This is a genomic window from Williamsia limnetica (assembly GCF_003217475.1).
Classification (GTDB): domain Bacteria; phylum Actinomycetota; class Actinomycetes; order Mycobacteriales; family Mycobacteriaceae; genus Williamsia; species Williamsia limnetica.
On the sequence record NZ_QJSP01000004.1, the window covers coordinates 217,070 to 231,475 of the forward strand.

The 14,406-nt window shown below is 65.5% G+C and carries 14 protein-coding genes; 6 read left to right on the forward strand and 8 right to left on the reverse strand.

Features of this window, described 5'->3' with window-relative positions:
* Positions 1 to 26: 26 nt before the first annotated feature.
* Together DFR67_RS08360 and DFR67_RS08365 are read right to left on the reverse strand one after the other, a co-directional pair.
* Positions 27 to 620, reverse strand: a complete 594-nt coding sequence (locus DFR67_RS08360; protein WP_110469072.1) for a DJ-1/PfpI family protein — start codon at positions 618 to 620, stop codon at positions 27 to 29.
* A 60-nt stretch (positions 621 to 680) separates the two neighbouring features.
* On the reverse strand, positions 681 to 1,151 hold the full coding sequence (locus DFR67_RS08365) for a DUF6098 family protein (protein ID WP_110469073.1): 471 nt from the start codon (positions 1,149 to 1,151) through the stop codon (positions 681 to 683).
* Positions 1,152 to 1,315: 164 nt separating this feature from the next.
* Here DFR67_RS08365 and DFR67_RS08370 point away from each other — a divergent pair, with 164 nt between their 5' ends.
* Complete coding sequence (locus DFR67_RS08370) at positions 1,316 to 1,531, forward strand: acyl carrier protein (RefSeq protein WP_110469074.1); 216 nt, start codon at positions 1,316 to 1,318, stop codon at positions 1,529 to 1,531.
* Between the two features lie 132 nt (positions 1,532 to 1,663).
* Here DFR67_RS08370 and DFR67_RS08375 read toward each other — a convergent pair whose 3' ends face one another.
* Genes DFR67_RS08375 through exaC form a run of 4 tightly spaced genes read right to left on the reverse strand, consistent with a single transcriptional unit; the run spans position 1,664 to position 5,142 of the window.
* On the reverse strand, positions 1,664 to 2,542 hold the full coding sequence (locus DFR67_RS08375) for a cytochrome c oxidase assembly protein (protein WP_245937821.1): 879 nt from the start codon (positions 2,540 to 2,542) through the stop codon (positions 1,664 to 1,666).
* Positions 2,539 to 3,096 carry a DUF2243 domain-containing protein gene (locus DFR67_RS08380; protein WP_110469075.1) on the reverse strand — a complete coding sequence of 186 codons (558 nt, stop codon included), beginning with the start codon at positions 3,094 to 3,096 and terminating at the stop codon, positions 2,539 to 2,541. Before DFR67_RS08380 ends, DFR67_RS08375 begins: the two co-directional genes overlap by 4 nt.
* A gap of 56 nt (positions 3,097 to 3,152) precedes the next feature.
* The gene (locus DFR67_RS08385) at positions 3,153 to 3,563 is read right to left on the reverse strand and encodes a DUF779 domain-containing protein (RefSeq protein WP_110469076.1); all 411 of its coding nucleotides are present in this window, start codon (positions 3,561 to 3,563) and stop codon (positions 3,153 to 3,155) included.
* Between the two features lie 55 nt (positions 3,564 to 3,618).
* On the reverse strand, positions 3,619 to 5,142 hold the full coding sequence (gene exaC / locus DFR67_RS08390; protein ID WP_110469077.1) for an acetaldehyde dehydrogenase ExaC: 1,524 nt from the start codon (positions 5,140 to 5,142) through the stop codon (positions 3,619 to 3,621).
* A 154-nt stretch (positions 5,143 to 5,296) separates the two neighbouring features.
* Here exaC and DFR67_RS08395 point away from each other — a divergent pair, with 154 nt between their 5' ends.
* The 5 genes from DFR67_RS08395 to nhaA all read left to right on the forward strand — a co-directional run bounded on the left by DFR67_RS08395 (position 5,297) and on the right by nhaA (position 10,698).
* Positions 5,297 to 5,950 (forward strand): hypothetical protein, encoded by a 654-nt coding sequence (locus DFR67_RS08395; protein WP_110469078.1) that lies wholly within the window; start codon positions 5,297 to 5,299, stop codon positions 5,948 to 5,950.
* A gap of 4 nt (positions 5,951 to 5,954) precedes the next feature.
* The gene (locus tag DFR67_RS08400) at positions 5,955 to 7,124 is read left to right on the forward strand and encodes an alkaline phosphatase family protein (RefSeq protein WP_110469079.1); all 1,170 of its coding nucleotides are present in this window, start codon (positions 5,955 to 5,957) and stop codon (positions 7,122 to 7,124) included.
* On the forward strand, positions 7,121 to 7,930 hold the full coding sequence (locus DFR67_RS08405) for a UbiA family prenyltransferase (protein ID WP_245937822.1): 810 nt from the start codon (positions 7,121 to 7,123) through the stop codon (positions 7,928 to 7,930). The genes DFR67_RS08400 and DFR67_RS08405 overlap by 4 nt, the downstream gene beginning before the upstream one ends.
* A gap of 48 nt (positions 7,931 to 7,978) precedes the next feature.
* A complete protein-coding gene (locus DFR67_RS08410) occupies positions 7,979 to 9,208 on the forward strand; it encodes a serine/threonine-protein kinase (protein ID WP_110469080.1) in 1,230 nt (409 codons plus the stop codon).
* 176 nt (positions 9,209 to 9,384) lie between these two features.
* Positions 9,385 to 10,698, forward strand: a complete 1,314-nt coding sequence (nhaA, locus tag DFR67_RS08415) for a Na+/H+ antiporter NhaA (protein WP_245937823.1) — start codon at positions 9,385 to 9,387, stop codon at positions 10,696 to 10,698.
* Positions 10,699 to 10,700: 2 nt separating this feature from the next.
* Here nhaA and DFR67_RS08420 read toward each other — a convergent pair whose 3' ends face one another.
* Both DFR67_RS08420 and DFR67_RS08425 read right to left on the reverse strand, forming a co-directional pair.
* Positions 10,701 to 12,017 (reverse strand): sigma-54-dependent transcriptional regulator family protein, encoded by a 1,317-nt coding sequence (locus DFR67_RS08420; RefSeq protein ID WP_110469081.1) that lies wholly within the window; start codon positions 12,015 to 12,017, stop codon positions 10,701 to 10,703.
* Between the two features lie 49 nt (positions 12,018 to 12,066).
* A complete protein-coding gene (locus DFR67_RS08425) occupies positions 12,067 to 14,238 on the reverse strand; it encodes an MMPL family transporter (protein ID WP_110469082.1) in 2,172 nt (723 codons plus the stop codon).
* Positions 14,239 to 14,406: the final 168 nt, after the last annotated feature.

Below are 14,406 nucleotides of genomic sequence, written 5' to 3' on the forward strand. Positions count from 1 at the left end.
GAAACGCACCCGCTGATGCCGAGCACCTAGCGATCGGCGAAAGGATCATTGTCCGCATCGGTCTGCGGCTCGTACTCGATCACCGCGGCGGCATGCTCCGCGAGTTCGTTGCCGACGAGGTCGGCGATCAGTGCGGCTGTCATGTCGATTCCTGCCGCAACTCCGGAAGACGTCCACCGGTCCCGGTCGTGGACCCAACGAGCTCGCCGCTCCCAGTTGACCAAAGTTCCCTGTGTCGCAACCCAGTCGAACGACCGCTTGTTGGACGTCGCTCGATACCCGTCGAGCAGTCCTGCCGCCGCGAGAATCGCCGAACCAGTACACACGGACGTCAGCAGGTGTGCGCCGCTGACGTAGGTACGGAGCTGCTCGAGGTATCGGTCGTCGTCCACCAGTGGTCGGGATCCGATTCCACCGGGCACCATGACGATGTCGGGTGTCGCTGCACCGACAAAGCCTGCCGCCTCGACTCGCGTCCCCTGCGAACTCGCGATCAGTCCTGCTTCGGCGGCCACCATGGTGACCCGGAACTGCTCGGGCAGCACACTGAGGATCTCCACGGGACCAAAGACGTCGAGAAGTTCAAAGCCGTCGAACAGGACCACTGATACCTCGCGCATCTGCCGATCCTATCGACTCGGCCCGCCGATTGATCACCACAGACATTGGTAACGCGTTCCTCAACCGGACGGACCGAGCCCCGCGTTGAAATGTTCGCGGTAATGTTCGGCCGCTTGCGCCAGGACCTCCGCTCCGAGTCTCGCTATCGGGATGATATCGACCACCAGGGGCTCGTGGTCGGTGCCTCTGCCGATGACGGTTCCTTTGAGGATCCACGGAAAGCGCTCAGAATCACGAGCGATTTCAGCGTATTTGTAAATGCGTCTGGAAACCCAGTCCTGTTCCGGCCGTGGCCACCACGGCTCGGGCGTCAGCGAGGTCACGGACCAGCCGGGTAAGAGCACATCCGCCTCGAGATCGCGGCTGTGTCCGAGCATCGCATCGTCGTACGGGCCCCGTGAGTAACGAACGAAGACCGGCGGTTCCGAGATCACGTACTGGGTCAGCCAGGTCAAGTTGTCGACAACGGGCAGCCATGTGCCGCCTCCTCCACCGGCGGCCGCATGCGCTGCGTCGACGTTCAGATCCATTCCGATCCCTGTCAGGCGACGTTGATAGTGACTACGGAATCAGATACCCGTCCGCCCCCGCGGCAAACTCGCACGTGTTTAGTCATCTTCCTAACAAGGAACTCTGGCTTCAACAAAAGAACTCTGGGCTTCAACAGAAGAAATAGAACGAGAAAGGAAATGCCATGCCTGCAGGACAAACCGGTTTCGACGACCTCACCTTTGATCTGATCTCGGTGCAGTATCACTCGCTCAAAGCCGGGCACGATTATGGCCAGTATGTGCGCGATGCCCGCAATGCCGGGCGCGACGACATTGCCGAGTTCTTCGAACAGGTGATGAACCAAGATTCCGAGCGGGCCGCCCGCTGTCACGAATTCCTACGTGGGATCGAAGGCTGACCATGGTGAAAGTTGTCTCCACGTCGGCCACCCTTCCCGCCGCAGATGGCTTCAGGTCATCCCCCTGGGTTCGAACCACTCAGTTCCGCGTCCCGCTGGGCGAGCCCCTGTGGAACTCGGATCTGGAACGATTCACGTTCTTCGAGAAGGTCGCCCGGTCGGCGGCCGCGGCGCAGGGCCAGGAGTTCTCAGATCTGCTGGCGGTCGATGATGGTGCCCCCGGCCGTCTTTCGACGATTCGCTACCTCGTCGATGATCGGGCGTCCAGGTGAGCAGGAGGGCGAGCGCGAGCAGGATCTCTGCGAGGTCGCCCCAGTAGTACATGAGGGTGCCCCCGTCCCGTAGTTCACTCGGCGGGGCATCCACGCGGACAAAGATCCCGGCGTACAGCATTTGCGCCAGCACCGCATGGCCGGCGATCGCGATCCCGAGGACGACGAGTCGCCGGGGTACCGATGGGCGGGACGGTCCGGGGTCTGGTCCTGCGATCATCCACGCGAACAGGTATCCGGCGACGAAGAAATGCACGTGGACCGCGGTGTGCACGAGCGGGTATGAGTCGGCGAAGGCATACAGCGGCGTCAAGTAGAGCACCGCCAGCCCGCCCACATTTGCCACCAGCAGGGTGATCGGGTTGATGACCCACCGCAGCGGCTTCCAGGCGAGTGCATGAACGAGCGCTCGCCCTCGCCGGGCCGAGACCGTTCGCAAGTACAGGGTCACGGGGGCGGCCATGACCAACGCCAAGGGCGCGAACATCCCGATCAGGAGGTGACCCGTCATGTGGTCGCCGAAGGACTCCGACACCGACGGGCGTAGCGCGACCATCAGGATGACGATGCCCACCACAAAGCTGGTCGTCCGCCAACGACTCCAACCGCGTGGCTCGCGCTGTTGTCGTGTCGCTACAACGAGGTAGACGATTGCAGCAGTGGCAAGCGCAGCGTAGGTGAACCACACGCCCCAGTCGGTGGAAGGCGCGGTGTTCGCTCCGTGGGCGAGGGCGTTCACGCCGCGTTACCCAGGTCCAAGGCCCGGGCAGATCGTTGGATCAGCCAGCCGACCACCACCAAGGCGAGTCCCAGTACCAGGAATCCGAGATCCCACAGCGTCTGGTGCTCACCACTGCGGACATGGTGAATGCCGAGGACATGATGGTCGATGATGCCTTCGACCAGGTTGAACAGACCCCAACCGACCAGCACCCAACCCCACAGGGCCCGCGAAGTCCACACTCTTCGCCGTGCGGTGGTGACTCGCGAGTAGAGCAGCGCGAGCCCTACGAGTACTGCGAGCCAGGTGAAAGTGTGGAACAACCCGTCCCACACGGTGTTCATCTGCAGCCCGTGGACCGTGTCGGCCGGATAGCTGTCGACACCGATACGGTCGGTGTCGGTGCTGGTGAGCATGTGATGCCACTGCAAGATCTGGTGCAGCAGAATGCCGTCGACGAAACCGCCGAGACCGACACCCAGCACTATGCCGGGCAGCCTCAGTGACCTCGGGTGGGCCTCCACCTCTCGATCAACGCGTACGTTCCTGCTGTCCCCGGCCGACTTCGTCATGCGAGGGCGAGTACCCATTCACGCGCCGGAGAATGCGCCGGACATCCGAACAGCCCTCAGGTGACGTCGGCGCCCTTGCGCGGTGGGCACCCATCGAGCCAGGCGTTCTCCGCCTCATCGAAGACCCGCGAACGGGCGAGGAAACGAACCCCTTCGGGCGCCTCCAGGCTGAATCCGGCTCCCCGGCCCTTGACCACATCAAGGATCAGCTGCGTGTGTTTCCACAGTTCATATTGGTCGCCCTGGATCCACACCCGCACGGCGGGTAAGAGTTCGGGCAACTCGATCTCGCCGAGTAGGACGTCGCGGCTCCCTACCCGGAACTCACCCGAGGGGTAGCACATGGGCGCGGATCCGTCACAACATCCACCGGACTGGTGAATCATGAGGCCGCCGTGGAGCTCCGACAACTTGGTCAGGAGCTCCACGGCGGAGTCAGTTGCGACGACTCTGTCTGTAGCAGTCATCACAGGTCCTTAATTCGATGAAAACTCTTGCGGCTCTGCGGTAAAGGCTCTTCGATCAGAAGAAGCCCTTGGCCTCCTGAGCGTAACCCACGAGCAGGTTCTTGGTCTGCTGGTAGTGCTCGAGCATCATCAGGTGGTTCTCGCGGCCGATACCGGACTGCTTGTAACCACCGAAGGCGGCGTGTGCCGGGTAATCGTGGTAGGTGTTGGTCCAGACGCGACCGGCCTGGATTTCACGTCCCGCACGGTATGCGGTGGCACCGTCACGCGTCCACACACCGGCGCCGAGCCCGTAGAGGGTGTCGTTGGCGATGGAGAGCGCGTCGGCGTAGTCGGAGAACTTGGTCACCGACAGCACCGGGCCGAAGATCTCTTCCTGGAAGATCCGCATCCGGTTGGTGCCCGCGAAGATCGTCGGCTGGATGTAGTAGCCGCCTGCGAGATCACCCTCCAGCTCGACGATCTCACCACCGGTGAGCACCTGGGCACCCTCTTCTTTACCGATCGACAGGTACGAGGAGATCTTCTCGAACTGATCGTTGGAGGCCTGCGCGCCCATCATGGTGTCGGTGTCGAGCGGGTTGCCCTGCTTGATCTTCTTGGTGCGCGCCACGGCGAGATCGATGAAGTCGTCGTAGATCGACTCCTGGATCAGTGCACGGCTCGGGCAGGTGCAGACCTCACCCTGGTTGAGGGCGAACATCGTGAAGCCCTCGAGTGCGCGGTCGCGGAAGCCGTCGTCCTGCGCCATCACATCGGCGAAGAAGATGTTCGGGCTCTTGCCACCGAGCTCCAAGGTCACCGGGATGATGTTCTCCGATGCGTACTGCATGATCAGGCGGCCGGTGGTGGTCTCACCGGTGAAGGCGATCTTGCGGATGCGGTTGCTCGAGGCGAGCGGCTTGCCGGCCTCGACACCGAATCCGTTGACGATGTTCAGGACGCCGGCCGGGAGCAGGTCCTTGATCAGGTCGACCAGGAACAGGATCGACGCCGGGGTCTGCTCGGCGGGCTTGAGGACGACAGCGTTGCCGGCAGCGAGGGCGGGAGCCAGCTTCCAGACGGCCATGAGGATCGGGAAGTTCCACGGAATGATCTGTCCCACAACGCCGAGCGGCTCATGGAAGTGGTACGCCACGGTGTCTTCGTCGATCTCTGAGATGCCGCCCTGCTGGGCGCGGAGAGCGCCGGCGAAGTAGCGGAAGTGATCGATGGCCAAAGGGATGTCGGCGGCGAGGGTCTCGCGGACGGCCTTGCCGTTGTCCCACGACTCGGCGACGGCGATCTTCTCGAGGTTGGCCTCCATGCGATCGGCGATGCGCAGCAGGGCGAGGGAACGCTCGGCGACCGAGGTCCGGCCCCACATCGGAGCGGCCTTGTGTGCTGCGTCGAGCGCCAGGTCGATGTCCTCAGACGTCGAGCGAGCGACCTCGGTGAAGGTCTTGCCGTTCACCGGGGATGGGTTCTCGAAGTACTGACCCTTCACCGGCGGCGTCCACTTGCCGCCGATCCAGTTCTCGTAGCGTGATTCGAAGTTCATCACGGCGCCTGGTGTTCCGGGATTGGCATAAACGGTCATGTTCGGTGCTCCTCTTTGCCTGTGTTGGCCCTCTCGTGACCCACCAGTGCGCGGCGGTCACGTGTGACGTAAGGCACACAGTACGACCGGTGTCGTTGCATCAAAGTTGCAACGACGATCACAGGCCCCTGATCTGCCGGGATAACCTCATCGCGTGATCCGCCACAACGTGCGCTCCGAGTGTTGGGGGTTCGCGGTGGGATCGACTCTGTTCGCAGTCGGCTCGGCACCGGGATTCGCGCACTGGGCGGGGGCGCCTGCCGCGAACGTCTCCTTCTTCGTCGGATCGTGGTTCTTCACATTCGCCGCGTTCGTTCAGCTCCAACTGTGTGGTTCGCTGCGTGGTCCGACCGCCTCGATCGCCGGGTCGCCGCGCGTCGGACGAGAGGTCCACCGATCCGAGTGGTGGTCGGCGATGGTGCAGTTCGCCGGCACGATCGCGTTCAACATCAGCACCGGTGCGGTGTTCATCGTGCATTCCGTGGTCGACGCCGACCGCTTCGGCTGGCGGCCGGATGTCTACGGATCCGCGGCCTTTTTGATCAGTTGTGGCCTGGCCGTGTTCGCCACCGAGCTCTACCGGCGCCGCGACGAGCCGGACGCTCCCGGCTGGACGGCCACTGTCCTGAACACCGCCGGCTCCATCGCCTTCGGCTTCTCCGCCGTCGCCGCCTACATCGACCCCGAGACCGGGAAAGTCGTTGCACCCTTCGTGGGCCAGGCCGGCACGTTCATCGGAGCACTCTGCTTCTTGGCCGCCTCACTCGTTTCTCTGCCACGTAAGCCGGTGGGCGCGCTAGCGTCGTAAGACGATGAGTGAACTCGATCCGCGCCACACCCTGCCGCCCCTGTCCTGCGTCCTCGAATCGGTGGCTGCCTCTCTGGGCGCCGCCGACCTCGACAACCGGTTGCAGCTGATTCCGGCCCAGTCGGCGACCGTCCTGTTGATCGACGGCCTGGGGGCCGAGCTGGTCGCGTCGCATCCCGACGACGCTCCTCACCTCAATGCCGCAGGTCTCGCCGATTCGACAACCGTCGCCGCCGGGTTTCCTGCCACCACGGCGGTCAGTATCACCAGCCTGTCCACCGGTCGGTCGGCGGGCACGCACGGCATCCTCGGCTACACATTCCGCGCTGGAGGCAGCGACGCCGGAACGCCGGTCCTGAACACGCTCCGCTGGTGCGTGCATGGCGACCACGACCACGACCTCCGAAAAACCGTTGTGCCCGAAGAGTTCCAGACACAGTCGACGATTTTCGAGCGGTGCCGCGCCCAAGGATTCGACACCGTCACCATCGTGCCCGGGTACCACGAGGGTTCCGGGCTCACCCGCGCCTCGTGGCGAGGCGCGAACAGGAGAACCGCGGCCGATCACCTCGACGAACTGCAGGCATCGATCCTCGCCGAGATGATGACCGCCGCGCCGACCCTGGCCTACGCGTACTACGGAGGTCTCGATCTCTCAGGCCACCTCGAGGGACCCGGGTCGCCGGCATGGCGTGAGCAATTGCGCCTCATCGACGCGATGGTCGGCGCTCTCGCAGACAAGCTGCCCGCCGGACGCCAGGTGGTGGTCACCGGCGACCACGGGATGATCGACACCGCCGCAGGCCGTTTCGACCTCGATCTCCACCATGAATTGGCCTTCGGAGTGACAGCCATCGCCGGGGAAGCCCGGGTACGGCATGTGTATTCCGAAGCGGGGGCAGCCGGCGACGTCCTCGACACCTGGACAACCATGCTCGGTGACCGCGCAATCGTCATGCGCCGCGACGACGCCATCGACGCCGGCTGGTTCGGATCGACGGTAGCGGGCGACCACCGGGTTCGGATCGGCGATGTGGTGGCAGCTGCCCGCGGCGACACCGCCATGATCCGGTCGGTCGCCGAACCCCTCGAGTCGGCGCTCATCGGCCATCACGGTTCCTGGGATTCCGCCGAGCAGCTCGTCCCGGCCATCGTCCTCCGCGGCACGCGGTGAACCAGCCACGGATCGGGGGCGCGGTTGCACTGATCCGTGCAAGCCACGCTGTCCCCGCTGTCGCGGTCACCCTGTTCACCGGCCTGCTGGCTGCCTCCGACGGCGCCGACAGCCGGACACTGATCGCCATCGTGGTCGCCATCTTCAGCGGTCAACTCCTCATCGGGTGGACCAACGACTTCCTCGACCGCAATCGTGACCGGCAAGTCGGCCGCTCCGACAAGCCCTTGGCGACAGGCGAACTCTCCTCCCGCACCGTGGTCGTCGCGATCACGGTCGCCGTCATCACCTGCGTGGTGAGCTCGCTCGCCTGCGGGTGGGCTGCGGGTACGGTCCACCTCGTGCTGGGAGTTGGATCCGGGCTCGCCTACAACGCGTACTTCAAGGCGACGGTGCTGTCGTGGATTCCGTACTTCATCGCGTTCGGCTCGCTGCCGGTCATTGCCTCGCTCGCGGTGCACCCCGGTGAATTGCCGCCCGCGTGGATGGTCGCAGGGGCGGCGCTGCTTGGCGTCGGCGCGCATCTGCTCAACGCACTGCCCGACCTCGACGACGACGCCGCGACCGGGATCGAGGGACTCCCCCACCGGCTCGGCAAGAAGCGGGTACCGCTGGTCGCTGCCGCCCTCATGGTGACCGCGACCGCCCTGCTGGTCGTCGCCAACTCGTCGACCTGGTGGCTGTGGGTGGGGCTGGCGGTGGTCGTGGTGACGTCGGGCGCCACGATGCGGATGCCGGGCCGCGCGCCGTTCTACGGCGCCATCACCGTCGCGGCGATCAACGTCGCGATGCTGCTCCTGATCTGATCCGGGCTGACCCTGATCCGATTCCGACGATTCGGCTAGCGTGATCAGATGCCCGTTCCCACCATCCTCGCCGGGCGCTACCGCCTCCGCGATCTCCTGGGTCACGGCGGAATGGGCGACGTCTACGACGCATGGGATGAGCGGTTGGGGCGCCCGATCGCCGTCAAGGTGCTCCGGCCCGAGTTCGCCGACAGCGCCGACGTCCGCATCCGCTTCGAGAGTGAAGCGAGCACGGCCGCCACCCTCAACCACCCCAACGTGGTCTCCGTATACGACAGCGGTGAGGACCAGGGCGTCCTGTTCATCGTCATGGAACGGTTGCCCGGCCGCACCCTGTCCGACGAGATCGAGGCGGGGCCCATGGCGCCCGATCGGATCCGCACCGTCCTGTCCGACGTCTTGTCCGCGATCGCCGCCGCGCACGCGGCGGGCATCCTGCACCGCGACATCAAGCCGGGGAACGTGCTGTTCTCGTCCGCAGGCATCGTCAAGGTCGCCGACTTCGGGATCGCCAAAACCGCCGATTCCGCCCATACGGCCACCGGTGAGGTGCTGGGTACTGTCGCGTACCTGAGCCCCCAGCGCATCGAAGGCCGACCTGCCACCGCGGGCGACGACCTCTACGCCGTGGGAGTTGTCGGATACGAGGCCATCACCGGGCGCCGCCCCTTCGCCGGCGACAACATCGCTTCGATGGCGCGAAACATCCTGCAGCATCGCCCCGAACCCATCGCCGCCATCCGCTCCAACGTGGATCCCGCGCTGGTTCACGCGATCGAGCGGGCGATGGCGCCCGATCCGGCAGCACGGTTTCCCACAGCGGGGGCAATGCTGGGAGTTCTACACGCTCGCTCGGTGCCGGGGCCAGCGCCGGTGCCTGGGCCGGGGCCGTTGACGGGGACGATCCCGTTCGCGGCTCCACCGCCCGGGCCCGCCCTGCCCCCGACTCGCGCGACGCCGTCTCCTCCCACGTCCGGTCGGCGGCCACTACTCATCGCCGGGGTGATCGCTGCCGTGGTCGCCGTGCTGCTCATCGGTGTGGTGGTGCTCGCCTCCCGAGGCAGCGACAGCCCTGCGACGTCGCCGTCGGGCATCCCGTCGTCGACAACGACGGCTCCGGCGCCCCCCGCCACGGGCGAGACGCCCCTCGATGACCCCACCACGACGGACACGGCGCCGGTGGTGGTTCCCGTTCCTGACTCCACCGACAACGGGAACGGGAGTGAGAACGGCAACGGCAACGAGAAGAAGCCCAAGAAGGACGACGACAAGAACTGACCGGCGGCACCACACTGTGCCGTCCACGAATTGTGGGTCGCCGCGACCGGCCGGTAGGGTTTGGACCGGTGTGCCGGGAAGTCTGGTCGGCCGCGCGCTGAAGGTCCCGCTGATGGCGGGTGGTGCGTGTTGCTCTTGTCCCGATCGACGACAACCGCGTCATGAGGTGGTTCTCCATGCCCGACAACAACTCTCAGCAACCCCGCAACACCCTGTTCGCACGGGGATCCTGGTCCGAGACCGCACGTATCTCCGACATCCTCCGCAAAGAAACCGTCGGCGGCGCCCTGCTGCTGGTCGCCACCGTCATCGCCCTGGTCTGGGCCAATTCGCCCTGGTCGGATTCGTACAGCGACCTCGGTGCGTTGCACGTCGGGACCGATGCCCTGGGCGTGCACCTTGATCTGTCGCTGGCCACCTGGGCTGCCGACGGGTTGCTCGCGATCTTCTTCTTCGTCGTGGGCCTCGAACTCAAACGCGAGTTCGTCGCAGGCGACCTGCGCGATCCTGCTCGCGCCGCGCTTCCGATCGCTGCCGCGGTCGGCGGCATGATCGTGCCCGCCGTCATCTTCGTCGCGTTCACCGCACACGTCGGCGACGGCGCGATGAAGGGCTGGGCCATCCCGACCGCCACCGACATCGCGTTCGCCGTCGCGGTCCTGGCGGTCATCTCCACCCATCTGCCCGCTGCCCTGCGGACCTTCTTGCTCACCTTGGCCGTCGTCGATGACCTGCTCGCCATCTCTGTGATCGCGTTCTTCTACAGCGAAGACCTCAAGCCGAGCGCTCTGCTCATCGCCCTGATACCGCTCGCACTCTTCGCGTTCTGCGTGCAGCGACGGATCAGGTCATGGTGGATTCTCATCCCGTTGGCCGTCCTGACGTGGGTCTTCGTCCACGAATCCGGCATCCATGCCACCGTCGCCGGCGTCGTGCTCGGCTTCACCGTTCCCGTCCTGCGGAGCCAGGCTGCGGGCGGGCCCGACGCCGGGCCGGGGCTGGCGGAGCATTTCGAACACCGGATCCGGCCGATCTCCGCCGGGGTGGCGATTCCGATCTTCGCGTTCTTCGCCGCAGGCGTCACCATCGGAGGGCTCGGGGGGCTCACCGATGCACTCACCGATCCCATCGCGTTGGGGATCGTGTGCGGTCTCGTCGTCGGCAAGACAGTAGGCATCTTCGGCACCACCCGGTTGCTCTCCTCCGTGAGCCGGGCGTCGCTCGATGCCAGCGTCAAGTGGATCGACGTCGCAGGCATCTCCATGCTTGCCGGCATCGGCTTCACCGTGTCCCTGCTCATCGGCGATCTCGCCTACGGCTTGGGATCCGAACGGGACGAACACGTCAAGATCGGCGTCCTCGTCGGATCACTGCTCGCAGCCCTCCTGGCGTCGATGGTCCTGCGGGCGAGAAACCGTCACTACCGCGCGATCCGCGAGCAGGAAGAGCGCGACGACGACCACGACGGGATCCCCGACATCTACCAGTGAGTTCAGATGCCGAAGCGACGATCCAGAAGTCGTACGCGGCCTTTGACGAGAGCTTCGTCGCTGTGGCCCGGGGTCAGGGTCTGCGCCCAGCGCCGCCACGCGGCCAGATCCTCCCGGCCGTGGACCGACCCCGTCCAGGCCCTCAGCAATTCGGGATCGCGGGCGGTCAGCACCGCCGACCGCAGGTCTTCTTTGAGTTCTTCGAAAAGGTCCCCGAGACCCGGTGCCAGCGACGCCGACAGCAGACCACCGCGACCGAACTTCTCGATGGCTCCGGACACATCGCCGGTCCGCAGCATGCGCCGCACCTGGCTGATGTCGGAGTCGACGGGCAGAGTCAACCGGTACGGCCTGGACGCGACGAGGTCGGCCCCGAGGTCACGGCGCAGCCGGGAGATCTCTGCGCGCACGGTGACCGGATCGATCCCGTCTTCGGCGAGCATGGTGGCGATCTCCTCGGTCCCGAGCCCGTCCGGGTACTCGCCGAGCAGCACCAAGATCTCTGCGTGCCGCCGCGACAACCGCAGCGCCGGACCGTCGCCGGTACGCCAGAAGTAGCGGTCGCCGTCGAGGACGAGCAGCGTCGGACCCGCGGGCGCAGGTATCGCGGGGCCGCCCGCGGTGAGGGTCCGCACCCTGAGCTCACTCTCGACCGCCGCGACCACCGACTTCACCATCGACAGCGCGAACGGTGCCGCCACGCGCTCGCCGCCGGTGACATCGATGACCCCGATGACTGCGCCGGTCACCGGATCGTGGACCGGCGCCGCGACGCAGTTCCACTCCTGGACGGGCACCGAAAAGTGCTCCGCGCCAAAGATCTGTACCCCGTGATCGACCTCCAGGGCCAGGCCAGGAGCATTGGTGCCTGCGACACGCTCTGCCCACAACGCTCCTTCGACAAAGTTGATGTCGCCGGCCTGATCCCTCGCTTTGTGGTCACCCTCTACCCACAACAGCCGACCCACGTCATCGGTGAGCGCCACCACTACGCCGGAGTCGGAGACTTCATCGAGCATGAGCGAACGCACCAGCGGGTAGGCGGCCGCCATGGGATGGCGAGCGCGGTACTCGAGGAAGTCGTTCCACGACATGTCGCCGTCGTCGACCATGCCCGACGGATTGACACCACCTTTGACCGACCGCATCCACGAATCGCGGACGACCGAGCGGACCGAGGTCGGGCCGGTGGCAGGGGCAAGGGTTCCGGTCTGGACGAACAGCTCGTGCGCACGGCGGACCTGGGCGAGCCGGGTCGCCGGGTCCTCGCCGGGACCAAGAGCGGTCCAGAAGTCCCGCGTGGGTGCGGTCTCGCCCATCGGTACTCTCCCATCCCGGCTTCGGCCATCTGTTCAATTGTGCACCACCTCACACCTGTGCAGGTATGACCTGGCGATCCGATGGCTGGTTGAGGCTCGCGCCCATACTTTGTGGCGCGTCGGATCGGGTCCGCAGCGGCCACCAGGCGCGGTGGCCGAGGAGAACCAGGATCGAGGGCAGCAAGAGCAACCTGACGATGGTCGCATCGATGAGAATGGCCACCGCGAGTCCGACGCCCATCTGCTTCATCTCCACCATGCTCTGTGCGGCGAAAAGCGCGAACACCGACACCATCACCAGCGCCGCGCTGGTCACGACTCCGGCGGTCTGGGTGACCCCGGCCCGGACAGCCACCGTCGGCGGCAGTCCCTTGTCGATTCCCTCTTTGATCCGGCTGAGCACGAACACGTGATAGTCCATCGAGAGGCCCACCAGCACCGCGAGCATGAACATCGGGATCCACTCGACGACGGTGCCGTTGGAGGTGAAGTCGAGGAAGCCCTCTGCCCAGGTGTGCTGGAAGACCAGCGCGAGCACACCGAATGCGGCTCCGACCGACATGAGGTTCAACACGGTCGACACGACCGCGATCACCGGGCTCCGGAAGGTCGCGATCAGCATCAGCATGGTGAGGGTCAAGATCACCGCGACCACGATCGGCAGACCGTCCGACTGGACCTTCGTGGTGTCGTACTGCTCTGCGACGTCGCCGCCGACCGCGAACTCCGCCCCTTGCACCGAATCGACGCGTTCGGGAACCACGGTGTCCCGCAGGTCGAGTAGTGCGTCCGTTGTCCTGGAATCGTTCGGCGGGTAGGTACTCGCCAGATCGAGGACGGTGGTGACGCCGGAAGCCGAGGTGATCATCGGTGCGGTGACGGTCCACGCGCCACTGTCTGTCGCCGCGGCACCGACCTCGTTCAGGGCCGTCGCAACGGCCGCGGGATCGCCGCCATGGACGACGACTCGCACCGAAGGCCCTTCGGACGGGAACTGCTCGTTCAACTGCTGGGCGACCTGGACCTCGGGAAGATCCTGCGGCAGGGTGTCGAGTCCGGCGCCGCGCAGGGTCATCGAGAACGCGGGGACTGCGAGAGCGATCATCACGACGAGACCGGCCAGCAGCGCGGTCATCGGCCTGCGGATGACGGGTCCGATTATGCGGGACGAAATGCCTCCTTCGCCGATCCGGTCATTGACCCGCCACAGAAGCGGCACCCGTGGGCGATCGACCCACTTACCCAGCTTCGCCAGCAGGGCAGGCAGCACGGTGAGTGATCCGACCACCGCAACCGCAACGACGATGATGGCTGCCGTCGCGAGCGAGTTGAAGGTGGCACTGCCGAGCACGTAGACCCCCGCCAGTGACGCGATGACTGCGACGCCGGAGACGATGATCGAGTGTCCCGACGTGGCCGCGGCGATCTCGACGGCATCGATCGTGTTGTGCCCCTTGCGGCGTTCCTCCCGTTCGCGTTTTAGGTAGAACAGCGAATAGTCCACTCCCACAGCCATACCGATGAGCATCACCACCGACGATGCGGTCATCTCAGACGGAACCAGGTACGAGATGGGCGCGTAGATGCCGATCGTCGCCACGACGGAGGTGATCGCCAGCAGCACCGGGATTCCGGCCGCTATGAGCGCACCGAAGGCGAAGAGCATGATGCCGAGCGTGATCGGGATGCTGATCATCTCTGCCGAGAGCAGATCGTCGGCGACCCGTTCATTGATGGCTTCATCGGCCGAGATGTCGCCGAACTGGCCGATGGTGAGGTTCGGATGGTCAGCCGTGATCGTCGTGACCGCGGCGTTGATATCGGTGATCGAAGGGTCTTCGTCGGCCGGCGGTGCCCGCAGCGCTATCGACGACAACAGCGTTCCCTCGGGCGAGAACACTGGCGCAGACATCTCCTGTACCTCGCCGGATCCGGCGAGTTCCGCTGCGAGCTGATCCGCGGCGGCCACAGCTTCGGCACGGTCCCCGGTGATCAGCACGTACTCGGTGTCGGGCGCAGCGAGTCCCGCATCGTGAATCATCTGATCCGCCCGGCCGGACTGCCCGACCCGATAGTCGGCGTCGTCGGTGACCTGGGTCTGGATCAACGCGCTGCAAGCCACTGCCGCGATCACCAGCGCCAGCCACAGACCTATTGCGCGCCAGGGATTGTGCGCACTCCAACGGGCCACCGCCTGGGGTCCCCGCGTCATTCTTCCCATGTGATCTCCTTGTGCAGGAGGCGGCGTCCGCCTCGGTGGCACACCCGGTGGATTCCGGGCTGTCCTCAAGGTTGCTCGGAACACCGGCGCTGGTCAGGAGCCCTGGAACCCCCTGCCGGTGGTGAATAATCCGACCACGGGGGTAGACCTGGCACTACTGTGTTCCCC